19 protein-coding genes are annotated in these 23,584 nt (G+C 45.2%); 4 read left to right on the top strand and 15 right to left on the bottom strand.

The features are described 5' to 3' along the window. The first annotated feature begins 7 nt into the window (after positions 1-7). A complete protein-coding gene (locus BLU99_RS06675) occupies positions 8-472 on the top strand; it encodes a MaoC family dehydratase (RefSeq protein WP_091900435.1) in 465 nt (154 codons plus the stop codon). 68 nt (positions 473-540) lie between these two features. Beyond that, positions 541-1,992, top strand: a complete 1,452-nt coding sequence (locus BLU99_RS06670; RefSeq protein ID WP_091900434.1) for an amidophosphoribosyltransferase — start codon at positions 541-543, stop codon at positions 1,990-1,992. A 4-nt stretch (positions 1,993-1,996) separates the two neighbouring features. Here BLU99_RS06670 and BLU99_RS06665 read toward each other — a convergent pair whose 3' ends face one another. The 4 genes from BLU99_RS06665 to BLU99_RS06650 all read right to left on the bottom strand — a co-directional run bounded on the left by BLU99_RS06665 (position 1,997) and on the right by BLU99_RS06650 (position 8,558). Further along, on the bottom strand, positions 1,997-3,958 hold the full coding sequence (locus BLU99_RS06665) for a RecQ family ATP-dependent DNA helicase (protein ID WP_091901102.1): 1,962 nt from the start codon (positions 3,956-3,958) through the stop codon (positions 1,997-1,999). 67 nt (positions 3,959-4,025) lie between these two features. After that, entirely contained in the window at positions 4,026-5,753 is a 1,728-nt protein-coding gene (gene recJ, locus BLU99_RS06660) for a single-stranded-DNA-specific exonuclease RecJ (RefSeq protein WP_091900433.1), read from the bottom strand. A 177-nt stretch (positions 5,754-5,930) separates the two neighbouring features. Further along, on the bottom strand, positions 5,931-7,139 hold the full coding sequence (locus tag BLU99_RS06655; protein WP_091900432.1) for a C1 family peptidase: 1,209 nt from the start codon (positions 7,137-7,139) through the stop codon (positions 5,931-5,933). 6 nt (positions 7,140-7,145) lie between these two features. Then, positions 7,146-8,558 carry an aminopeptidase P family protein gene (locus BLU99_RS06650; protein WP_091900431.1) on the bottom strand — a complete coding sequence of 471 codons (1,413 nt, stop codon included), beginning with the start codon at positions 8,556-8,558 and terminating at the stop codon, positions 7,146-7,148. A 95-nt stretch (positions 8,559-8,653) separates the two neighbouring features. Here BLU99_RS06650 and BLU99_RS06645 point away from each other — a divergent pair, with 95 nt between their 5' ends. Further along, positions 8,654-9,493 carry a patatin-like phospholipase family protein gene (locus tag BLU99_RS06645; protein ID WP_091900430.1) on the top strand — a complete coding sequence of 280 codons (840 nt, stop codon included), beginning with the start codon at positions 8,654-8,656 and terminating at the stop codon, positions 9,491-9,493. A 125-nt stretch (positions 9,494-9,618) separates the two neighbouring features. Then, positions 9,619-10,707, top strand: coding sequence for a tryptophan--tRNA ligase (gene trpS, locus BLU99_RS06640; RefSeq protein ID WP_091900429.1), 1,089 nt, complete (start codon positions 9,619-9,621; stop codon positions 10,705-10,707). A 164-nt stretch (positions 10,708-10,871) separates the two neighbouring features. Here the strand turns inward: trpS and lepB are convergent, their stop codons facing one another. From lepB to BLU99_RS06585, 11 genes are all read right to left on the bottom strand, one after another. Beyond that, positions 10,872-11,714, bottom strand: a complete 843-nt coding sequence (lepB, locus tag BLU99_RS06635) for a signal peptidase I (protein WP_091900428.1) — start codon at positions 11,712-11,714, stop codon at positions 10,872-10,874. Further along, on the bottom strand, positions 11,711-12,238 hold the full coding sequence (locus tag BLU99_RS06630) for a hypothetical protein (protein ID WP_091900427.1): 528 nt from the start codon (positions 12,236-12,238) through the stop codon (positions 11,711-11,713). The genes lepB and BLU99_RS06630 overlap by 4 nt, the downstream gene beginning before the upstream one ends. Before the next feature lie 23 nt (positions 12,239-12,261). Next, a complete protein-coding gene (locus tag BLU99_RS06625) occupies positions 12,262-14,475 on the bottom strand; it encodes a TonB-dependent receptor domain-containing protein (RefSeq protein WP_091900426.1) in 2,214 nt (737 codons plus the stop codon). Positions 14,476-14,630: 155 nt separating this feature from the next. Next, on the bottom strand, positions 14,631-14,897 hold the full coding sequence (locus tag BLU99_RS06620; protein ID WP_091900425.1) for a hypothetical protein: 267 nt from the start codon (positions 14,895-14,897) through the stop codon (positions 14,631-14,633). Between the two features lie 298 nt (positions 14,898-15,195). Beyond that, the gene (locus tag BLU99_RS06615) at positions 15,196-15,447 is read right to left on the bottom strand and encodes a hypothetical protein (RefSeq protein ID WP_091900424.1); all 252 of its coding nucleotides are present in this window, start codon (positions 15,445-15,447) and stop codon (positions 15,196-15,198) included. A gap of 85 nt (positions 15,448-15,532) precedes the next feature. Beyond that, on the bottom strand, positions 15,533-17,698 hold the full coding sequence (locus tag BLU99_RS06610) for a hypothetical protein (RefSeq protein WP_144006104.1): 2,166 nt from the start codon (positions 17,696-17,698) through the stop codon (positions 15,533-15,535). 145 nt (positions 17,699-17,843) lie between these two features. Next, a complete protein-coding gene (locus BLU99_RS06605; RefSeq protein ID WP_091900422.1) occupies positions 17,844-18,083 on the bottom strand; it encodes a hypothetical protein in 240 nt (79 codons plus the stop codon). 49 nt (positions 18,084-18,132) lie between these two features. Beyond that, positions 18,133-18,588 carry a hypothetical protein gene (locus BLU99_RS06600; RefSeq protein WP_144006103.1) on the bottom strand — a complete coding sequence of 152 codons (456 nt, stop codon included), beginning with the start codon at positions 18,586-18,588 and terminating at the stop codon, positions 18,133-18,135. 8 nt (positions 18,589-18,596) lie between these two features. Continuing rightward, positions 18,597-19,775, bottom strand: coding sequence for a DUF4221 family protein (locus tag BLU99_RS06595; RefSeq protein ID WP_091900420.1), 1,179 nt, complete (start codon positions 19,773-19,775; stop codon positions 18,597-18,599). Next, positions 19,772-21,586, bottom strand: coding sequence for an O-antigen ligase family protein (locus BLU99_RS06590; protein ID WP_176771067.1), 1,815 nt, complete (start codon positions 21,584-21,586; stop codon positions 19,772-19,774). Before BLU99_RS06590 ends, BLU99_RS06595 begins: the two co-directional genes overlap by 4 nt. A gap of 246 nt (positions 21,587-21,832) precedes the next feature. Beyond that, positions 21,833-23,584: RICIN domain-containing protein (locus BLU99_RS06585; RefSeq protein WP_144006102.1), on the bottom strand; the 1,752-nt coding region annotated here is incomplete at its 5' end.

Here is a 23,584-nt window from a genome sequence, read left to right as displayed (position 1 = left end):
AATCATAATGGGAAAATTAGTAATCAATTCGTATGATGAGTTTGCTGCTCATCTGGGTGAGGAGCTCGGTGCTTCTGATTGGCTGCAGGTTGATCAAGAGCGTATCAATATGTTTGCCGACGCTACGCTCGATCATCAGTGGATCCATGTAGATGTGGAGCGTGCCCAAAAGGAAAGTCAGTATCAGAGCACAATAGCTCATGGCTATCTGACGCTGTCGCTATTGCCTTACATGTGGGATCAGATCATTGAGGTGAATAACATCAAGATGCTGGTGAACTATGGTATGGACAAGATGCGCTTCGGTCAGCCGGTAATCACAGGCTCACGGGTCCGTCTGGTAACGAAGTTGCATAACATCCAGAATCTGCGTGGGATTTGTAAGGCGGAGATTGAATTCAGAATCGAGATTGAGGGACAGCGTAAGCCCGCTTTGGAGGGTATAGCTTCGTTCCTGTATTATTTTAATTAAGTAAATAGGGGGGCTTAGGCTGTTACTATCAGCCGATGGCCGTTAGCAAAAAGCAAATGGAATAAATTATGGGAGGATTCTTTGGAACCATCGCCGTCAGGGATTGTGTGAATGATCTTTTCTATGGTACGGATTATAACTCGCACTTGGGAACCAAACGTGCTGGATTGGTAACGTTTGATCAGGAGAAAGGCTTTAGTAGAAAGATCCATAATCTGGAGCGCGACTATTTCCGTTCGAAGTTTGAGGATGAACTGGAGTCGTTCTCTGGCAATCAGGGCATCGGTGTTATCAGTGATACCGATCCACAACCAATCATCATTAATTCACACTTGGGACGCTATGCCGTGGTGACGGTGGCAAAGATCAACAATCTGCATGAGATAGCAGAGGAATTGTTGGAGCGTCGTATGCATTTCAGTGAGCTCTCAGCCAACAATATCAACCAGACGGAGCTGGTGGCTTTGCTCATCAATATGGGACGTACCTTCGTGGAGGGTATCAATCTGGTATATAAGAAGATTGAAGGCTCATGCTCGATGCTGATCCTCACAGAGAAAGGTATTATTGCTGCTCGTGATTTCTTGGGACGTACGCCGATAGTCATCGGTAAGAAAGATGGCGCATATGCAGTGAGCAGTGAGACCACCAGTTTCCCGAATCTCGACTATCGTCGTGTGAGGGACTTGGGACCTGGTGAGATTGTGTATCTTCAGGCAGATAAACTTGAGGTGCTGCAGGAACCATTCAAACGGGAGCAGATTTGCTCGTTCCTCTGGGTGTACTACGGGTTCCCTGCTTCGGATTATAATGGAATCAATGTAGAGGCTGTGCGTGAGGCGAATGGAAAAATGATGGGTGAGCACGACGAAACAGATGTTGACTGTGTATGTGGCGTTCCCGATTCTGGTGTCGGTATGGCGCTGGGGTATGCTGAGGGCAAGGGTGTTCCCTATCAGCGTGCGGTGCTGAAATATACACCGACATGGCCCCGTTCCTTCACACCTGGCAATCAGACCCGTCGTGATCTCGTGGCGAAGATGAAGCTGATTCCTAACTCAGCTTTATTAAAGGATAAGCGCGTGGTTTTCTGTGATGATTCAATTGTGCGTGGTACCCAATTAAGGGATAATGTAAAGACCTTCTTTGAATATGGAGCAAAAGAGGTGCATTGTCGTATCTCCTGTCCGCCGCTGGTCTATGGTTGTCCGTTTATTGGCTTCACCTCATCGAAGAGTGATCTGGAATTGATTACACGTCGTATTATACGAGATTTCGAGGGTGATGACAAAAAGAATCTCGAGAAGTATGCTACCACCGACTCGCCAGAGTATAAACGGATGGTTGATGAGATAGCTAAGCGACTTGGATTGACAACGTTGAAGTTTGCTAAACTGGAGTCCTTGATTAAATCTATCGGTATGCCGAAGTGCAGTGTTTGTACGCATTGCTTTGACGGTAGTAGCTACTGTCATGAGCACGATGAGGAGGATAACTTACAGTTGAAGATAGATTTTTAGAAGGCTAACAACAACGATAGATCATTCCGTCTTCCATGCGGATGATCTCTTCTTTGAGAAGATATTTGAGCGCGGCATTCAGTTCGTCGGTAGACAACTGGATGCCGTGTATCTCTGTAATAGGATGTGGCTCGTTGTCGACGAGCAATTGCAGGATGGCTTTTTGGGCGGTTATGAGTCCGGTTTCTGACACCATCCCTTCAGGACGGTGCTCTAGGCAGACATCACACTGCCCGCAGTCATGACTATCCTTTTCTCCGAAATAGCGTAATAACTGCCGACTACGACAGATACGGTCGTTCTCTGCGTAATCGATCACAGCACGAATCCGCTTTCGGAACTGTTCTTTCCGTTCCTCATAGACTACTGGCATGAGTTGGATATTCTCTTTATCCTCACGACGTTGAGTGTAGCGGATGTATGGCGTCTTCTTCTGGGGAATGAAATGGAGGATATGTCGTTGACTTAACGCTTTCAGGATCATGTAAACCTGATGCGGGTGAAGAGCCGTCTGACTAGCGATAAAACTCTCGTCAATATAGTTGTAGTCGGTGAAGAGACCGCCGTAGTTACGTAATAAGGCCGTTATGACCTTCTCCTCATTCGGGGTGTTGTTCTCTAATCGGTATAAATCGTTACGCCCGATCGTGAACATCACACGTGCCTGATTGTCTTGTTCCTCGGTATATTCGATATAGCCAGCCCTGTTCAGAATCTTCAGGGCGGCATCAACCTGAATCGGGAAATGTCGGAAAGCATGGCAGAACTTATCGATGTTGAACTCAAAGATGTGGTTGTAACCTGATCCTACACCAATTTGGTAGAAATAGGCCAGATGCTCATAAACCTCTTTGATATAGTCTTTCTCTGGAAAAGTATCGGTGATGCGCTTCTCCAGTTTCCGTCGATCGGCATGGTTATAGAGCAGAACGGCATAAGCTTTTCTGCCGTCTCTTCCTGCTCTTCCTGCCTCTTGAAAGTAAGCCTCTATACTGTCGGGGCAGTCGATATGGATGACAATTCTCACATTTGGCTTGTCAATACCCATACCGAAGGCATTGGTTGCCACCATGACCCGCACTTCATCCCGTTGCCATCCTTTCTGGCGTTCGTCTTTTACAGTCGAATCAAGTCCTGCATGGTAGAATGTGGCGGAGATCCCTGCCTCACACAGAAGGTCTGCATATTCCTTGGTACGCCTCCGGCTACGGGCATATACAATGGCAGAACCATTTATGCTATTCAGAATGTGGATTAGTTGTTCGCGTTTGTCGGTTGTCTGTCTTACCACATAGGCGAGATTCTTGCGCTCGAAACTCATTCGGAAGACCGCGAAGCCAGATCCTTTGGAATCTTCAGAGTGAATGGATAGCTTTTCTTGAATGTCCTGTACAACGGTTGGAGTGGCGGTGGCTGTCAGTGCGAGGACAGGAATACCAGGTAACTGTTTACGGATATCGGCAATCTGCAGGTATGAAGGACGGAAATCGTATCCCCATTGTGAGATACAATGAGCCTCGTCAACAGTAATGAAGCTGACACGCATATGTCGGAGCTTTGTACGGAAGAGGTCGGAAGAGAGGCGTTCTGGTGATACATAGAGAATCTTGATGTCACCGAAGATGCAGTTCTCAAGAATGATGATAATCTCCTCACGGGTGAGCCCAGAGTAGATAGCGGCCGCCCGTATTCCTCTCTTTCTAAGGTTCTCCACCTGATCTTTCATCAGGGCTATCAGCGGTGTGATGACAATACATGTCCCCGCTTTTGCTAACGCAGGTACCTGGAACGTGATGCTTTTACCGCCTCCTGTCGGCATCAGTCCCAGTGTATCTTGGCCGCTACCTATGGACTCAATGATCTCACGTTGGATGCCACGGAAATCATCGTATCCCCAATACTTTTTTAAGAGTTGAGAATAGAGAGTTGAGAATGGAGAGTCATGATTACTTTCTGGGGTAGACATTTCTCCACCATCCTTTTCGCCATCGATAGAATCTTTAGAACTATTCATAATTCTCAACTCTCAATTCTCAATTTTCAATTGCTGAGGGCTGGATGTCTTCAATCTGCAACTGTACCTCACTACGCTTGTAGATATTGTCCTCAATCGTGTAAACGATATCAAACGAGCGCTTCGACTTGATATATCTTGCAGATTCGCTCTGTCCGAAGGCGATACCATTGAGCACGTTGCTTGACTTCGAGTCAACAAGCTCCAGTTTGATATGCTCCTGTTGGCGTCCCACCACCTTGGAGGTGCCGTAGTCGTATACGTTGCGTGTACAGAAAAGCGGCTTGGGGTTATCAGGTCCGTGAGGAGCGAACTTCTTCAGGTCGTTGTGCAACTTCTTCGTGACATCCTTGAAGTCGATGACCGCATTGATATCGAGTGTCGCCTCCGTCTGTTCTGGTTGGATATGCTCGTTGACATATTTCTGAAAACGGCGGCGGAACTCCGGAATATTCTCAATCTTCAACGAAAGCCCCACAGCGTATGTGTGACCACCGAAATTCTCCAGCAGATCACGACAACTTTTGATCGCATCGTAGACATCATATCCCGCAACACTCCGGGCAGATCCTGTAGCTATACCGTTGCTGTTAGTCAGTACAACCGTTGGACGATAGTAAAGTTCCGTCAGTCGGGAGGCCACGATACCAATCACACCTTTCTTCCAGTTCTCATCATAGAGTACGATACTGGCATGGTGCTTCTGGTTCTCCAGTTTCTCGACGATCTGATTGGCCTCTTCCGTCATCTGCTTATCAACATCCTTTCGCTGCTCGTTATACTCATTGATGCGGTTGGCTTCAGCCAGCGCCTTCTCAAGGTCACGCTCCACGAGCAAGTCTACAGCTTCTGTGCCATTCTGCATACGTCCGGAGGCATTGATACGAGGCCCAATCTTGAAACCGATATCGCTCATCGTAATCTCACGACCTGTCAGACCGCAGATCTCAATAATAGACTTCAGACCTACCGATGGACTCTGGTTCAGTTGTTTCAGTCCATGGAAGGCAAGGATACGGTTTTCTCCCATGATAGGCACGATATCGGCAGCGATGCTCACCGCACATAGGTCGAGTAGGGGTATCAAGCGAGAGAACGGGATACCATTATTCTTCGCAAACGCCTGCATGAACTTAAATCCTACGCCACAACCACAGAGGTGCTTGAAGGGGTAGGTAGAGTCTTCCCGTTTTGGGTTCAGAATAGCGATGGCTGGTGGAAGCTCCTCATCTGGCACATGATGGTCGCAGATAATGAAATCGATACCCAAGCCCTTCGCATAAGCAATCTCTTCTATGGCCTTGATGCCACAGTCGAGCACAATAATCAGTTTCACATTCTTTTCTGCGGCATAGTCCAAGGCTTTGATACTGATACCATAACCCTCTTCGTAGCGATCGGGAATATAGTATTCAATATTGGAATAGAACTGCTGCAGGAACTTGTACACCAAAGCTACCGCCGTACATCCGTCAACATCGTAGTCGCCATACACCATGATACGCTCCTTGCGCCCCATAGCGTCATTCAGTCTGTCAACCGCCACGTCCATATCGTTCATCAGGAACGGGTCTATCAACTCGTTTAGCATCGGACGGAAGAATCGCTTGGCGGCACTTTCCGTTTTGATGCCTCGCTGAATGAGTAGGTCGGCGAGGATTGGGCTCATCCCAATCTTCTCTCCAAGCTCCTTAGCTGCCGTTTGTCGTTCTGATGTAGGTGGTTCGTAATTCCATTTGAAATGCATTAATATATTTATTTTTTATTCTTATCGCTTCAGTGGCTATTATTACCGTTCCCTTATATCTGAAAAAGGCCTATTAAGGCAATATAGCGCTCAAAGGTAATAATAAAAAATGAATTAAGGGCATAATCTGTTTAAAATTTAACAGATTATGCCCTTTTTTACTTAATTTATGAAATCCTAGATTCCGAGCTTCTTGCGGATGTCGGCGGGGATGGCGTTCTTGTTGATGAGGAAGTCCATCGTGTTAGCAGCGATAAAGGTCTTGGTCATGTACCAGGTTCCCTTGTAATCGCCTGTCTCACCCCATGAGTTCTTTACCATGTAATACTCCTTACCATTCTGATCCTTAGCAACGCCATAGATCAGCATGCCGTGATCATCAGTCAGTTCCCAATTGTCGAAACGCTCCTGACGCAACTCCTGTGTGGCAACAATCTCAGGAACTGTGCATCCCAGTGAGTCGATGATGTCACGCTTCTTGGTAGCGGTCATCTTCAGCCACTTGGCCATATCACTGCCCTGAAGACTCTGCTGAGTCTTCTTGCTGTCAACGGCGTAAGCCAGACCCTTGCGGGTGAAACCATCTTCAGATACATCGCCGCCCCATGCTACGGTGTAACCCTCGTTTACTGCGTTGTCGATGATCTGCATCATCTCGTCCATAGGCACGTTGTAGCTCTGTGGGAAGCGCCAGTTGTCCTGTACCTCTACTGCAAAAGTAGTGTAGAAGGGATGGTGGGTATAGCTGGTGATGCTGACGTAGTCGTCGAGATTGATGCCCAGTGAAGCCATGAAACTCTTTGGCGTGTATTCCTTGCCCTCATAGGTGAATGTCTCAGGGCACTTGCCGAGGTAGGCATCGAGGATGCCCTGCATACCGTTCTTCCATGCGTTACTGATTTTCTTGGCATCGCTCTTGGCGATAGCGGCAACGTAAGGCTCCAGCACCCCGAAGAACTCATTGAAGTTATTCAGCGAGTCGCCATACAGTGAGCCAGGGAAAGGCATGGTTCCCTCTGGAACGATACCATAAGTCTTCATTGTGGCGAGTACGTCTTCTGCACTTCCGCCCTGAGCGAACTGGCAGTCGCCATGATAGCGAACCACTTGGATGGCACGGTCCAGATAGGTTTTGTTGGCAACGAAACTTTCACAGAGATCGTAGGTTTTACCTGTAGCCTTCAGAATCTCAGACTCGAAGTATGAGAGGGTAGAATAGTTCCAGCAAGTACCTGAACGATTCTGGTCCTTGATACTGGTAATCGGGTTCTCCTTGATAGTTGTAAACACCGGTTTATTGGCGTCTTTGGCTGGTGTCTTTTTCTTGGCAGCCGATGCACCGAGGACCATCATGGCCATGAGTGCAAGAGTGAAAATCTTCTTCATAAAATTTTAATGTATTGTTTGGTTGTTATTTTCCATGAATGCTTCTAGTTCCTTCGGATGATAAGGGATACGGCTCTTGCCGAGGAAGCGGCAGCCATCGGCAGTAATCAGGATATCATCTTCGATGCGGATGCCGCCGAAATCCTTATAGGTCTCCAACTTGTCGAAGTTAAGGAAGTCCTTACAGTGTCCGCTTGCTTTCCAATCATCGATGAGGGCAGGGATGAAATAGATGCCAGGCTCGTCTGTTACAACAAAGCCCTCCTCCAATCGGCGCCCCATGCGCAGACAGTTCGTACCAAACTGTTCCAGATTCGGGCGGGTCTCCTCGTCGAAACCTACGTAAATCTGGCCGAGACCTTCCATGTCGTGAACATCCATGCCCATCATATGTCCGAGACCGTGAGGCAGGAACATGGCATGGGCTCCAGCGCGGACAGCCTCCTCTGTATCGCCCTTCATCAGACCGAGTTCCTTGAGACGATTGGTCATCAGTCGGCAGACTGCAAAATGCACGTCTGCATATTTTACGCCAGGTTTAGCGACTTCCAACACATAGTCGTGACAGGCCTCGACGATAGAATATATCTCCAACTGGCGCTGGTCGAACTTACCTGTGACGGGCATCGTGCGAGTGTTGTCAGAACAATAGTCATCGAGTTCGCAGCCTGCGTCGCATAGCGCCAGACGACCAGCCTCCAGACGAGCATCAGAGGGACAGCCGTGCATAATCTCTCCATGCTGAGTGAAGATGGTCGCAAAACTGACGCCCTGGGCCAGACTACGGGCGATACCGTCGACCTGACCACCGATGAATCGCTCTGTGACACCTGGTCGGATGAGTAGTTGGGCCGTGGTGTGCATGGCATAGCCCACTTCGCAGGCACGCTCGATAGCCTCAATCTCCTGTGGCTCTTTCGTGGCACGCATCTTGACAACAGCTTTGATCAGAGTCAGCGACGCACTTTCCTTCTGCTGACTGGGATGGATACCCAGCAGGTCCATAATCTGGATCTTTGTGTCGAAACGATAGGGCGGAAGAAAGTGGACGGTCTTGCCGTTAGCAGTCTGCCGTTGGACATATGTGGTCAGTTCTTTCATAGGAGCGGTCTTGGTGATGCCCACTTCTGCAGCAAGGTCGGCCACAGACGGAGTGTATCCCATCCACACAATGTCCTCAACATCGATGTCGTCGCCGAAAAGCATCTCTGTATCCTGGTCGATGTCAATGACACCTACCAGACCGTCGCGATGCTGTCCGAAATAGTACAGGAACGAAGAGTCCTGACGCATCGGTGCGTAGCTGTTGGCTGGATAGTTGGCTGGAGCCTCATTGTTGCCAAACAGGATCACGATGCCGTTCCCCACCAGTCTTTTCAACTCAGAGCGGCGTCTGATATAAGTCTCTTGATTAAACATGTGTCAAGTTTTTGTTATTTCTCGTGAAAATCCCGGCAAAGTTACAACATATTTCTCAAAAAACGTTACCTTTGCACTAAATTTATACATATTTTATGCAAATAGACAGGAAAACAGGATTGGTGTTGGAGGGAGGCGGCATGCGTGGTGTGTTCACCTCTGGTGTGCTCGACGCCTTTATGAAGCACGAACTGTATTTCCCATATGTGGTGGCCGTCTCTGCTGGTGCCTGTAATGGCCTGTCTTATATGAGTCGGCAGCCGCGGAGAGCGCGCTTCAGCAATATTGACATGCTGAAGAAATACGACTACATCTCGCTGAAGAGTCTGTTGACACAGGGCAGCATCTTTGACCCCAACATCCTCTATGAGCGTTTCCCCAATGAGATTGTACCCTTCGACTATGATGCCTATCGGACTAATCCTGGTATATTCGAGATGGTGACGACCAACTGTCTGACGGGACGTGCAGAATATCTCACAGAGAAGCAGTCTGCCCAACGCCTGACGGCCATCGTGAAAGCCTCGAGCAGTCTGCCGTATGTGGCTCAGATCACCGAGGTCGACGGGGTGCCGATGCTCGATGGAGGTATCATAGATTCCATTCCCGTGGTTCGAGCTATCGATATGGGGTATTCGCCCAATGTCGTGATTATGACCCGCAATCGCGGCTTCCGCTCGAGTGAGCGCGACATCAAGATTCCACGGTTTTTCTATAAGGACTATCCTCGTCTGCGTGTAGCGTTAAGTCATCGAGTTGAGGTCTACAATCGACAACTTGAGTTGGTGGAACGGATGGAAGACTGGGGTGAGATCATCTGCATCCGACCAGAGCGTCCCATGGAAGTGGATCGTATCTGTCGTGATGTGGATAAACTTGAGGCTCTTTATGAGGAAGGCTTCCGTCTTGGTGAGGCTTTCTGCACAAGAGGATAAGACTCTGAGGTGGGGGATATGAGTTTTTTTCCTGTCCCAACATTTTTTTCTTATTTCTTAACTCTTAACTCTTAATTATTTTGTACCTTTGCAGTCAAATTTGAAATTAAAGACCAAAAGATACAATGGGAAAAGTGATATTGACCGGTGACCGCCCCACCGGAAAGCTCCATCTCGGACATTATGTCGGCTCACTGCGTCGTCGTGTCCAGTTGCAGAATCAGGGCGATTTCGACCGTATGTTTGTCTTTATGGCCGATGTACAGGCTCTGACCGATAATGCCGATAATCCTGAGAAGATCCGTCAGAATATCATAGAGGTGGCACTCGACTACCTCGCCGCAGGTCTTGATCCCGAGAAGTGTGTCCTCTTTATCCAGAGTCAGATACCCGAACTCGCAGAACTCACTACCTATCTGATGAACCTGATCACGGTGAGTCGCGTGCAGCGTAATCCTACGGTGAAGACGGAGATCAAGATGCGTAACTTCGAGGCCAATATCCCTCTCGGCTTCTTCTGCTATCCTGTTTCTCAGGCTGCCGATATTACGTTGTTCAAGGCAACGACCGTGCCTGCAGGAGAGGATCAGGAACCGATGCTGGAGGTAACCCGTGAGCTTGTGCGCCGTTTCAACCAGACATATGCCGAGGTGCTTGTGGAGCCGAATATCATGCTGCCTGAGAACCTTACGGCTCGTCGTCTGCCAGGTACCGATGGTAAGGAGAAGATGTCGAAATCTTTGGGCAACTGCATCTATCTCTCAGATTCTGCCGACGATGTATGGCAGAAGGTTCGTTCGATGTACACCGATCCTACTCATGTGAACCTGAATGATCCTGGTCATGTAGAGGGCAATGCAGTATTCACCTATCTCGATGCTTTCTCATGCGATGACGACTTTAAGGAGTTCTGGCCGGAATACCAGAACCTTGACGAGTTGAAGGCTCACTACCAGCGTGGCGGTCTGGGTGACATGAAGTGCAAGAAGTTCCTGAATCAGGTACTGAACAAGTTCCTGGAGCCCATGCGTGCCCGTCGTGCCGAGTTCGAGAAGGATATTCCTGAGATTTACAATATCCTGAAGAAGGGTACGGAACAGGCCCGCGAGGTTGGTGCACAGACCATGGACGAGGTCCGCAAGGCTATGCGCATCGACTACTTCAACGATGCTGAACTCATTCGTCAGCAGGCCGAGCGCTTCGCCAATAAATAGGGAATTCTATAGGCCGATACTTCGTGGCGAGGAAACACCTACCGCGAAGACTCAGACTTTCCTCCGGGGAAACTCCTACTTTCCCCGGAGGAAAGTCTCACTTTACAGCCACCATTTCCCAGATACTCTGTCATCTGTCAACTCTCATAGGATTGACAAAGCCATCATTTTACTCGTCTGAAATCAGAAATTATGTGTAGGAATGATTTCTTGGAGTTTCCTATTGCAAATGAAACTTTTCCAACGATAAAATCATCGGGCACAAGTCCCCAGTATCTGGAGTCAATAGAATGAAGGGTGTTATCTCCAGCAACAAAATAGTAATTATGCTTGAATCGATACTGTATCCCCTCTGACAGACTATCTATCGGAAGATCGCTTTCCCACTCAATGATCTTCTTATACAGGTGATAATTGTTCTTATCTATGAGAATGGAATCGTCTTTCTTTGGGACATAGATAGGCCCCCAATCATGTAGATTCCAACCAAGGTCGCAATCGTCAATATATGATGGTCGAGGGATAGAGTCAAAACTGCTTCCAGATGCTCTGTCTTGCATACTGTAGTTACCCAATGTGCAATTAACCCCCAGGACCTCGAAGATTCCGTTTTTGGCAAGAATAGAATCACCAGGCAGTCCTATACATCTTTTCACGTAATACTCTTTCAGATTCAACGTGATATGGTCCCATGTATCCCATTCCTTGTAGGGATAGTTAAATACGACAATATCGTTTCTCTTGAAATCGCGCAATCCTGGCATTCGATACACATGAAAATCTTCTCCCTTAATTGCGGCAAAGACGTTGAATAGTCTCGCACCCAATGTCGGCTTGTATACGATGAGGAAATCATTCTTTTGTAATTCAGGATTCATGGATTCGCTAGTAACCCTGAATGTTGCGAAAAGGAAGATGACACTTAGCATGTATAGAATGAAAAGTGCAAGGATAAGAATTGTAAGACGCTTGATATATCGCGACACGATCTTGGAGTTGACTCTCATGATTTCTTTTCGTTCAGATACTTCTGTATAACTTCCTCATATTCTTTTTTCCTTTTTGTCGTAGCAAGCGGATTACCTGCCAATAGAATATGATTATCTTTATCTAGTAAGAATACTTCATCGGCATGAAGACTGTTCAATTTCCCAAACTGATTGCCCATATCAATATAAACAGGATAATTGAATTCCTCATTTTCTAGAATAAACAGTAACTCGTCTTTGTCCCGAGGCTGAAGATAATACATAAAGAGGACTCTATCATTGTATTTCTGAGAAATACTTTCCATATAGAACTTCCACATGTCTAATTCCAACTTACATCCAGTACACCCAGATGAGTCGGCATAAATGACGATTTTCATTTCAGGAGATACACTCTCTTCGTATACGCAGTCTCCAGACATAAATGCCGTCACGTCGGACGGAAACTCTATTTTGTCTTGATACACGGTTTTTTTTTCGTTACATGAAAGGAGTATCAGGACAATCGAGACAAATATCAGATATTTTGACTTCATCTTCATACTTATTTGATGTTATAGATATTTTAATCTGCAGTTCTTGGATTGCCCTCTTGGATGACATCATCGTTCTGAATACTCTTGGAGGCATGCTTCACGCGTTCCCTCAGCTTACCCAATCGCAGACTGGCAGTGATACCGAGGTTGCGGTAATCGCGTCTGATGGAAGTGAAACGATTCCTGAAGTCCGGCATCTCTGTGATATCGTCTATACGGAGCTCTTTCGTGAAGATGTTATATCCATAAAGCGTGATGGTGAGACGATCCTCTTTCAGGAATGAGCGCATCAACATCAGACGGAACATAGTGTTACCGTCTCTATATCCCTGCACATCAAGACTACGACTGGAGTATGCGCAAATGGCAGACAAGGTCATTCGCCAAGGAAGACGCTGTTGTATACCGATGTTACCATTGCCTGTGAAACCATGATTGTGCAGATGGGCCATTGAACTCTTAAAGTCTGTATAGGCTACGTTTGCGTTTACCGAGAGATTGGTAGTCTTAGTGAGCATATATCGTGCGAATAAGTTCAGATAGGTGTTCTTGCGGTTCAATATGTTGCCATAGGTTGTCACCATCTCTTTCTGAGCATTCAGACTAGAATACTCAGTAATGCCATCGTCTGACAGATCCATGCCTATTTGCAGATTATAACCTCCTTTGCGACGGAAATCGTTGAATGAGAGACTGAACCCATGTGATGTGGTCGTCTCCAGATCGGGATTACCTACCTTGATGACTGTTGGCGATGTCTTGTCTTCATAAGGATTGAGATTCCAGATGTTTGGGCGGGAGATCCTCATGGCATAGGCAAGACTGACCATTTGGGTGTTTCCTAATCTATAACCTGCGGATAGACTGGGGACGAGATGGTTGAAGTCTACCTTGAAGTCTGGCCGACCTAAAAGATTCTCGCCTGGATAGGAAACCTTCTGAGAGGAATGTTCATATCGGGCACCAGCCTTGAATGATAGGGTCTTAAGTCTCAGATTGTATTCTGTGTAGGCTGCTGCGACATCAGTTGTCTGTTTGTAGTCGATGCTCCTATAAGCGTCTAGGGCAAATGCTCCATCCATCCCTGCGGGACGAGTATACTCAGCGTTATCGGCTTTGTTTGTTCTGTGGATATATTTGGTCCCGACGCTGAAAGTATGCTGTCGTTTTAGAGTGACGGTGTAGTCAATCTGTCCTGTGTTTTCACGTATTCCAAGATCGGTCTTAGTCTGCATGTCTGTCAGCATCAGTGTATTATTGGTATCAGATATGTTGCTAAAGATACTTGACCCATCAGTATTTGATGGCGCTGACATATAACGATAGGAAAAAACGATGTTTCCCCCCTTTTCGCCAAAAGAATGTTGGAAGTCAGCCCCTGCATAGTATCCGTTAATCTTATTTCGGGCGTAGTGGGAGTTTGAGTAAGAATACATCTGATAATCAGGTAGGAGAGTTGAAACAGTACTCATGTCATTCCAACTCTTTGATGTGTAATTCTCAACTCCAGCAGAAATGCTCAGGAGATTATTCTTATTGATTTCGTAGCTGCTTTCCATCTCAAAGTAGTGTACTGGAGCTTTTGACTTATAGGTGGAATTAGCAAGAATCGAACTGGCATTTGCACCAAAGGTGGTACGCTCTGTTTCCTGATACCCTTTTGGTGGTTTGGCATAAGTAAAACCGTCTGAAACAGAAACTGTCAGTTTCCCCACTTTCATGATGCCTGATATGCTGGCCATCTGTGCTACAGTAGTCATTCCTCCGTTGATATTCAGATTATAACCTTCCAGACGGATATTGCTCTCCGTGATAATGTTCAAAATGCCTGCCACTCCCTCTGCGTCGTATTTGGCACCTGGGTTTGTTATCACTTCTATCTTTTTTACTGTTGAGGCGGGCATACCCTTTAATATCTCAGAGGGCTTATTGCTCATCATCGTATTGGGCTTTCCGTTTACATAGACCTTAAAGTCTGAACTCCCGTTTACCTTGATTTGATCAGTACCTTCGACATTCACCATCGGAACCTTGCGAAGAATCTCAAGAATGCTCTGGCTCTTGCTATCGGGATCGTATGCGACATTATATGTGAATTTGTCAAGGTCGGCTTTGATCAGAGGGCGGACGCCAGTGACTGTTACCTCTTTCAGATGTTGTACGGAATCAGTCTTACTCTGGGCCATCATGCCTATGGTTGGGATGAGTAGGGAAATAGCGATAAAAGAAGATCTTAGTGTCATTTTTCTATTTATGTAATGTGAATATTTTTGTTTATCTCAAATATACAACTTTCAAGCAATTCTTAATCGTCAGTGCTTTCATACGTCCTGTTATGCTCGTTCGTCAGAAATATAATAGCAGAGGTGTGCTATTCAAGCACCCTCTGCTATGATAATTAGAAATCATGAGATTTATATGGATCACAGTCGTTTGTATCAGAGCCGTATGAGAAGATACAGATCCAACCAGCTATACATTTTCCTTCGCCAAACCACTTCCACCCGAATGGGTCATCGTCTGCACATACCGCATGTACATCGGAGGTCATCGCTAGGTCACTCAGGGTGACGTCACTTGAGTTCGCTTTGTTGGTGTTCAGACCAACAACTGACAGAGCAGCAATCATGCATGCTGCAGCGCCAAATAATACTTTTTTCTTCATTGTTTATAAATTATTGGTAAATGAATTAATAGCGAGGACTTTCCCCGCTTTTTTCTCTCTCTGTTATCTTTTCATGTTTCATCATCTATTTGTTCCTGATGATTCTGAGTGTGAAAGTCTGACGGTATAAATACAATTCCATTAATGCGTTAATAGAGAACACTTTTTCTCATATTATGCTGTTCGTCATAGCAAACATTTGAAAAAAAGAACTTATATTCTATATGTTTAGTGGCTTTTGGTCTTTAGATGTGTAAATAGCAGAGGAGTGCTATATAGACACCCTCTGCTATGATAATTAGAAATCACGAGATGTGTATGGATCACAGTTGTTTACACCAGAATAGTATGAAAAGATACATACCCAACCACCGATACATTTCCCTTCACCAAACCAGTGAGGAGGGGCACATTCCGCATTTACATCTGATGTCATCACCATGTCGTTCAGTGTGACGTCACTTGAGTTGGCTTTGTTGGTGCTCAGACCAACAACAGACAGAGCTGCAATCATGCATGCTGCTGCACCAAATAATACTTTTTTCTTCATTGTTTATAAATTATTGGTAAATGAATTAATAGCGAGGACTTTCCCCGCTTTTTTCTCTCTCTGTTATCTTTTCGTGTTTCATCATCTATTTGTTCCTGATGATTCTGAATGTGAATGTCTGATAGCCCATGAGTCCTGTACCATCGATGGCTTCGATGATGCCAATGAACTCGGTGTTAACGTCTGAGGCAGTGAAAGTGATTTCTGCTTTACCGTTCTCATCGGTCGGTATGGCGGGCTTCCACTGTAAAGAGTTCCGAGAGTCTGGCGTGGGGGAGGAGAGGTCAAAGACGTCAGGCTCATAGAACTCACGTCGTGGGTAATAGCCTTGTGCTTTCGACATTCCATATTTCTTTAGCAACTCCTCTTCTGTATATTGGGGGCCATTATATACGATGTCATGAGGAGGATCGTTCATATCTATGTCTACTAAATATCGGCCACCTGGCACGTATTTTATGACTCTGTATATTTCCCCTCGTTTGGGCATTAGATGCTCTACCTTACTCGGTGGACAGAAACAGTCTTCAGGATGGTGCGTGTAACCGTGATAATCGTTAAGGTACATTTGTCCCCCATGTTTACAGACCCATTCTCCGCTTGCCATGATGGCAAGGCTATCCAGATAACCCGTCACCTTATCACGATAAGGTGAACGTCGTTTGGCTGTTACGTAGACGTCTTTCAGTACGACAGTCCCGAAGGCGTTGGTAATGTCGCGTTCTCCGTTGGCTGTCTCAAAGATGTGGTTCTGCGGCAGATACCTCGGTCTGCCCTGTTGATGATAGCTGATGCTGTCGAACGGGTTGACTAATGATAGTTTTGGCTTGGGACTTTTCGCCATTGGCTTTAAGTAGATATTCCCTCGCATCGCGTCCATCATAGCAGGTATAATCTCAAATCGGCCTATGGAATCCGACATCACAAGACATGTATCACTCTGAGGCGAGAATACCTGGATGAACTGCGTTCTGGCAACGAGATCCTTTCCGCTCACCCCGTCCGTTAGCAACGGGCGTCCTTGTGCAGGCTCCTTGTCCCAGACATAGCGTCTCCAGCCTTGCGTCATGAGCAACAGGTTGAGAGCCTGCAGGCGGTCTTCGTTCCGTTCGTCAAAATAATAGGAGGGATTGAAGATGTTACCCCGTATTTCTTCTGACAGATAGCAGTGCGAAAGGATATTCTCATGTCCTGGAAGATAGAGATAGGCCTTGTCGAAGATACTTACGGCCAGTTCCGCCTTGAGCGGCTTGCCTCCATGATCTGTTACTCGCAGGCAGACCTTTCCCTCATCACGCCTGTTGTATTGCTGACGGTCTGTATGTGCAGTGATGTTCAGCCGTTGTATAGGATTGACATATACCAGTCGTTCAGCTACAGGGAACAGGTTGTCCCCGACTGTCAATGTGATCTCTGCGATGCCCTGCATCGGGAATCTCTCCTTGGGCATCCTGACAATCTGCTGTCCTTTGACTACTCCTTTCGCAGTGCAACAGAGCATACCGCGTATCTTGGCCAATATAGTAAACGGCCGTGCGATGGTGTCCGATGCTGATACAACGACCGTGATGCCAGACTCGTTGTTGCGTAAGACACGAAGTCCCATGCCTGTACGCTCTATGGCAGGAAGCGGGTAGGTCCTGCCATCTGAGAGAATCACCTTATAGTCTTTCCCCCATCGTGGTGTGATGGCAAACATTCCCATCCCGTCATGCAGGCTGCGGATGGCCGTTATCTCCCTGTCGTCCTCCATCACTTTTCCTGATATATCTTCAGGGAAACCTTTCCCATATGTCGCCTTAAATGCCACGCAGGCATTGATACCATCAATCAGCTGTCCCCCCTCAGGGAAGAGGTCAAACCTGTGCTTTGTTGTCTGTCTTTCTATGGAATCGCGCTTTACCGCCTCAGATGAGATGGAGTCCATCTGCGTCACCCTGTCCACAACTCGAATCCTGCGAGGATGGATGGCTGTCGTGCTGTCCGTTGTGAAAGAAGAGCGAGTATAGCCCTCCAGATAATATTCTTCCTGCAGCCAATTCTCTCCGATATAGATATGCCCGTCACCTCGTCCCGATGTCAGGGGATATTTCTCGCTCCATACCACCTTACCCGTTTCACTCCTCACCTGCAGATAGAGCGTCTGACTTCTGTCCGACAAGGCCAGAGTCTGCCTGTCCATCAGATATGCCTTGAACCACATATCCTCGCCAGTCTCATATATATCCTTATTCGGGAATATATACAGCATGTCTGTGGTCTGGGCCGTCACTTGGCAAACCCAAAACATCATGGACAATATGGATATTACGACAGACTTCATACGCTCTATCTCATTCTATTATTAGAAACGAAATAGCAGAGAAGTGCTTTTCAAGCACCCTCTGCTATGGTTATTAGTTTGCGTACGGATCGCAGTCATGACTATCCATCCTGAAGATGCAGAAACCGTAGCCAAAGACTCTGTGCCCATCTGCAATCCAAGTGGAGCCACCCCAATCTGCATTTGCATCTGATGTCATCACTAGATCACTCATGGTAACGTTACTTGAATTTGTTTTGTTGGCATTCAGACCAACAACAGACAGAGCAGCAATCATGCATGCTGCAGCGCCCATAATAATTTTTTTCTTCATTGTAATATTTATTAGTTAATTGATAATAGCGAGGTCTTTCCTCGCCTTTTTATTTCAATAAGATTTCTTCGAGGTTACGTAATGCGGGTGTCTGAGGGGACTGGAACTCAAGTGATGCGACATGATGATCCTTGATTTCAACAACACAAGGATAGATAGAGTTGTGAGTCTGTACGATGAATGCATTATCTGTATCTGCATATATATTATCATGCTCTTTGAGTTTTAATCCCGTCTTTTGTTGTAAGATTTTAAGGGAGCTGATATTGGTCAGTACAAAGCCAATGGTTTTATCCGATACATGTTTTTTTAAGAAATACTCACCTTCTTGGATACACCCATTACAACCTACACCTGGTATAATGACAAGCCAGTTGTAATTAGAGAGGTCTACATGTTCGGAAAGGACATTATCTATAAAGTCTATTTCTTTTTGCCTTTCACTGTTACATGAATAAAATATCAGACTAAAGAATAGCAATAAGCAAAATGATAAATTCTTCATAATGTACATTATTTTAATTGAAATATTTTAAAAACCATATGATCTTCGTCCTGATTCTCAGGTGACAGATGCTCGATATTCAGACCTTCTTGCGTTATAAAAGCATTTTGAATATTCCACTTTTTCCCGTTTCCTATAGTTGTCTCTCCTAAATAATTGAAATCTTTGTCCATGATTACGATATTAATATCCTTGTCAGGTACGGAGTTGCTCTTTCGTTTGTCTGTGACTTTCTTCAACAAAAAACGATAATAGACGCCGCGATATATGTCATATATAATCGGGCCATACATATCCTGCATCACGTAATTCTCCGAGATGATGTCTTCTGGGGTCTCTTCTTTGTTTTGATAATCAATAGATGAGACATCGCCAGCATCATTACTTCCTCCATACACTTTTTTGTATGAGTCGGCATGTGGTGCCGTAATATACAAGTCATGTGATGGCGGGAAACTATATACCAAATTTCCATCAGGCGATACTGTTGCATGGGGAGCCGTTGGGTGTCCTCCTTCCCAGTTAGAATCGTGGCCATATAACTCTTCTGGATAACAATGCTCAAACTTCAATTTTCTAGACTGTATTCCAATGCTTGCAGAAAAGTGGAATGTTTGGATGGCCTTGGCTGGTATTGACCAAAATAATTGCCCTGTCATGATAAGTTCATTGCCCACCTTGATAATGGGGTTGGATGTAAAGAGATTGTATTGGGGTAGTTTGATAGGCCAATCTTTGCCCTCTTTCCCTTTTAAGGAGATATCATTTAACAGAACGTTTTGTTTGTAATTGAATAACGTTAAACTCATCTTAGCCATATCAAGCACGTAGACACTGTCTTCATTGACGATATAATAGGCTCCCGGTTTTACAACATCCTTTCCAAAATTATAAACTCCTAATAAACTACCTTCATTATAATCATAAAAATAAATAGAAGAATTGAATCTATTTAAGAAAGAAAGGACATCCCTCCCACCGATTTTACAGAACTGCATGTAAACAGCCTTGGGTGCAGACACAGAGTCTAATTCGAACACTTTTTCCCCGTTTTCAACTAAAGAACGAGTCGCATGAAGTTTCCCTTCTTGTGGATTACTAATAGTGATAACAGTACTTCTCTTGCAGGCAATGAAAGCCCCTGCACATAGAAGTATCAAAATGCAGTTGTAGAGTTTCTTTTTCATTGATATTTATTTATAATGTTTGTAATGTCTTTTCTTATCTGCTCTGAAGCGATGGAAGGCACTTTCTGTTTTTTATGGAGAATCCTGTATCCCATATCCACTACTTTTGTAGAATCCCCTTCTTTGTCATATAACTTAAACAATAGATATAACGGATAATCTTTTGATGGAACTAGCCAATGAGCTTTCCAATAATAGGTCTCTGCTAATGCCATGTCTCCTAACATTTCATAGTTCTGTCCCATCGTTGTATATGAAAAAGAGGTGATGGTGTGTTGTGTCGCTTGATGCAAGATCGTATTGCTCTCTTCGTATCTTTGAGCCAACGACAAGGCTTTCCCATAATTGTTTAGGAAATTACCGTCTGTACTAAAGAATGCATTTGCTTTCTTGTAGTGTGGTATTGCTTCTTTATACCTGTAGTCATGGTAATAGTAATTTGCTTTTCCCCAATCCTTCAGCGAACTTGCAAGCTCGTTGGCGTAACATGCTGTTATGATGCTTAAGGAAAGGAACAGTATGCCCGATATTAATCTGCCAATTTTGTTCAACTTGAATGATAATATTATGTGACGATTGTCTTTGGCTGATAATGTAGAGATAAAAGCTAGACAAATGCACATGTTCAACGTTATGATGATGGTATGGAAAGGATAAGAAAAACATGAAAAAACAAGAATACTAAACAGACACAACTTTATCTGTAATAAAAACCTATTAGATCCTGAACGTACTGTCCATATAAAATAGATGATTGTTAGTAATATAAGTGAACCAATGATTCCTAGTTCAACCAATGCTTGGAGAGGCTCATTCAGACAGAATGCGATATTATCAGCGTAATCAGAGTAGCCTGACATCGGGTTGTTTCTGAAATACATTTCTTGTGCATTCATGTATGCTGGATTAAAATGGTTGTATCCCACTCCGAACCATATATTTGATTTGTCAAGTATCGATGCTGTTATTCCCCAGATATACAGTCTGCTAAAAGCAGATACTGTTTTGTATTTAAAGATGCAGACAGAAAGAATAAGTACAACCAATACTCCAGTGCCGTAGAGTAGGTATTTCTTGGTTTTTGTCAGTTTCACGATGTAATCTCGTATTGCGGGATAAAATAGTATGAGGCATGTCAGTAGTATGGAGACATACGCGGCTCGTGATTGGCTACATATAATGGCAGTTGCCGTAACAATGACTCCGAAATAATATATTGTCTTCTTCCATGATTGTTGATGTGCATCGAGCAGATTACCGTCTCTGATGATGCTTGTTAACGGAATCGCAAATATCATAGCCAGATATCCTCCTAAAGGTCCAGGATTGTAGAAACTGCCTGTTATGTTGAATAAGGAGCTCTGTGATTTGGCCACTCCAAATAATTGGAGCAGTCCATAACAGGCTTGAACAACAGCACAGATTACGAGAATAGTGGTAAGTTGTTTGATGGATTCTGCTCCCAAAGACCTTATGATAGCATATAATAACAGTAAACCTCCCAGAATGATATGCTGTCCTGTCAGATGATGAAGAAAGAGTGATTGTAGTAGTATATAGCATATTAACAGAAATACACAGATATCTAGTTTGGTGATGTGTATACAATTAAACCGAGAAAAGAAATGAATTGCAGTTAGAATTGCTAAAGGCGAAAGGAATACCAACAAAGAAAGTCCCATTGCCTTCTCTCCCTCTCCACTAATATCTAACAGATGTGGTGCAAAGGGGAGAATAATAAGCATCAAATACAAAAACAATCTAATTGTCCAGGCCAGAATGTCTTGGCTTGTTTTCTTTTTATCGTTCATCTCTTCACATTTATTTTGGACTCGCGAACGCATCAGATGTCAAAAATGCGGTTAAGGCGGTCGTCATGAATAGTTAATATTTCGGTTTTTTCGAAGCAAATATACAACATGGGATGTGTATATCCAAGTATTAGAGTTGACAATGAGTTGACAATAGACGAAGACGGGTTTTATGGTTACAAATAGCAAAGAAAATGATATAAAATGCCATGTGACACTTTATATCATTCTCTCAATTATCTATCCTTACCACCAAATCTGTTCACCATTCTCATAGGTGAATATACGTTCCTCTATGCCTTTCGTGAGATTTTTCAATAGGTACAATCCGTCACTTGGCATATCCTCAAGCACAATCTTATTGTTCTGTGCCTGTAACTCCGTCAGTTCAATCCATCTCCCACTATCATACATAAGTAATTGATAAATATCACCGACTTCGATGCAGTTACCGTCATTTCGGGGTATGAACCTTATCTTTGCCACGTCAGACGGCTGAGCCAGTTCCAGTCCTACCCAATGGCCATCGGGACTGATTCCGTTAAATCCTGTCAGGATATCGCCGTCAAAGACGGTCTCCTTCGTGTGACCGGGCATGCCCTGAGTGCCAAGTATCTTGCCGGTCAGTTTCTGGCCTTTGCTGTTATAGAACTCTATCTCATTAATGTTGCAATAGGAGTCCTTGTCGCCAATATAGCGAAGATACCGGTATTTGTTCCCAGCGTTCTCCAACTCCAGCTCATACCAATAGGCATCTGTATATCCCTGATGCTGATACAAGACCGTGCTTTGTGAGAAGTCTTTGACGTTACTCCCTTGGAACTCTCCCATATTCATTCTATACCTGAAGGAATCAAACTGAGCGAAGAAAGGATATTTGCGGAGTAACGTCATCGTCTGGCGTTTGGAGTTGTTGCATACGATTTCTCTGATCGATCCGTCTGGTTTCAGGATAAAGGGATTCCCGATAGGAGTTAAACTGCTATTTTGATAGATGCAGACGGAATACAGTATATTACGTCCCATAGACGTGAATGTAACCTTACCCCTTGATACCTTGCCATAATGAACGGGGATCCAGTGCTCCTTGTCGTTGACACAGATGTAGGCGATCTTACTGTCACGGAACTCCTTCGGAATGTCACGTACCACATCCGTCGTATTCAGATACTCGTCTGTGACATCTGTAAACGTCGGAAACTGGAATAACTCAGGGACGCTCTTCTCACCTTTCATGTCATCGACGATCTTCTGGTTAACCTCGAAGCGGTATCTGTAGATCTTGGGCTTCAGATAGACGGGACTATGTGTGAACTGGGTCGTATCTCCCGGAACATATCCCATGTAAAAGGGTGTCGCTTTTCCATTAGGTAGTACTAGGGCATTCCATGTGTGGTTGTTGGTGCGGTTTCCCCAATGTGGCGTGAAATCTATGGCCACGGGAATTCCCATATATCTGGATAGTGCAGCTACGTAGGAGGCCTCGTCCTTACAGGGTCCTGTACGGTATCGGCATAATGATGCCAGACTCGGAGTTACACTGCCTCTGGCTTTAGCGGGCACGAACAGGTCCATCGCATCCGTCACCCGCACAGCCTCAGACTGGGCATTTCCGATCCTGAAGAATGACCGGGCATAGGGGTTCTTTTCTTTCTTGGTGATCTTCCATTTCTGCGTGTCCTTTCCAGAATAGAAGTTCTGTACCAGGATCTCCTTGCCAGTCTGCTTGTCGACGCGGGATTCCCAGAACAAGCCCGTCTGCTTGTTCATGATCTTGCACATGCCGTCACCGACAGGTATGATTGCCCATTTCTGGTGATTGATGTATCTGGACTGATAGGCGGTCACATCCCTTTCATAGCATCTGTCCGGATTGGTCACCAGGATGTATACCTGCTTACTTACAATCGCCAGGGTGTCAAGACAGACCCGATAGTCTTCCAGGTACAGGTCCACGGAGTCCATGGGAGCAATCCTCCAGCACGGATAGCCCTGATA

It is taken from the genome of Prevotella sp. lc2012, from assembly GCF_900107065.1.
Taxonomy (GTDB): Bacteria; Bacteroidota; Bacteroidia; order Bacteroidales; family Bacteroidaceae; genus Prevotella.
Note: the sequence above shows the minus strand (reverse complement) of the source record. Positions and strands in the feature narration are given on the sequence as shown.

Coding starts and splice junctions, on each gene's coding strand:
- BLU99_RS06675 (WP_091900435.1), top strand. CDS start 8: ATGGGAAAATTAGTAATCAATTCGTATGATGAGTTTGCTGCTCATCTG.
- BLU99_RS06670 (WP_091900434.1), top strand. CDS start 541: ATGGGAGGATTCTTTGGAACCATCGCCGTCAGGGATTGTGTGAATGAT.
- BLU99_RS06665 (WP_091901102.1), bottom strand. CDS start 3,958: ATGTCTACCCCAGAAAGTAATCATGACTCTCCATTCTCAACTCTCTAT.
- recJ (WP_091900433.1), bottom strand. CDS start 5,753: ATGCATTTCAAATGGAATTACGAACCACCTACATCAGAACGACAAACG.
- BLU99_RS06655 (WP_091900432.1), bottom strand. CDS start 7,139: ATGAAGAAGATTTTCACTCTTGCACTCATGGCCATGATGGTCCTCGGT.
- BLU99_RS06650 (WP_091900431.1), bottom strand. CDS start 8,558: ATGTTTAATCAAGAGACTTATATCAGACGCCGCTCTGAGTTGAAAAGA.
- BLU99_RS06645 (WP_091900430.1), top strand. CDS start 8,654: ATGCAAATAGACAGGAAAACAGGATTGGTGTTGGAGGGAGGCGGCATG.
- trpS (WP_091900429.1), top strand. CDS start 9,619: ATGGGAAAAGTGATATTGACCGGTGACCGCCCCACCGGAAAGCTCCAT.
- lepB (WP_091900428.1), bottom strand. CDS start 11,714: ATGAGAGTCAACTCCAAGATCGTGTCGCGATATATCAAGCGTCTTACA.
- BLU99_RS06630 (WP_091900427.1), bottom strand. CDS start 12,238: ATGAAGATGAAGTCAAAATATCTGATATTTGTCTCGATTGTCCTGATA.
- BLU99_RS06625 (WP_091900426.1), bottom strand. CDS start 14,475: ATGACACTAAGATCTTCTTTTATCGCTATTTCCCTACTCATCCCAACC.
- BLU99_RS06620 (WP_091900425.1), bottom strand. CDS start 14,897: ATGAAGAAAAAAGTATTATTTGGCGCTGCAGCATGCATGATTGCTGCT.
- BLU99_RS06615 (WP_091900424.1), bottom strand. CDS start 15,447: ATGAAGAAAAAAGTATTATTTGGTGCAGCAGCATGCATGATTGCAGCT.
- BLU99_RS06610 (WP_144006104.1), bottom strand. CDS start 17,698: ATGCTGTATATATTCCCGAATAAGGATATATATGAGACTGGCGAGGAT.
- BLU99_RS06605 (WP_091900422.1), bottom strand. CDS start 18,083: ATGAAGAAAAAAATTATTATGGGCGCTGCAGCATGCATGATTGCTGCT.
- BLU99_RS06600 (WP_144006103.1), bottom strand. CDS start 18,588: ATGAAGAATTTATCATTTTGCTTATTGCTATTCTTTAGTCTGATATTT.
- BLU99_RS06595 (WP_091900420.1), bottom strand. CDS start 19,775: ATGAAAAAGAAACTCTACAACTGCATTTTGATACTTCTATGTGCAGGG.
- BLU99_RS06590 (WP_176771067.1), bottom strand. CDS start 21,586: ATGAACGATAAAAAGAAAACAAGCCAAGACATTCTGGCCTGGACAATT.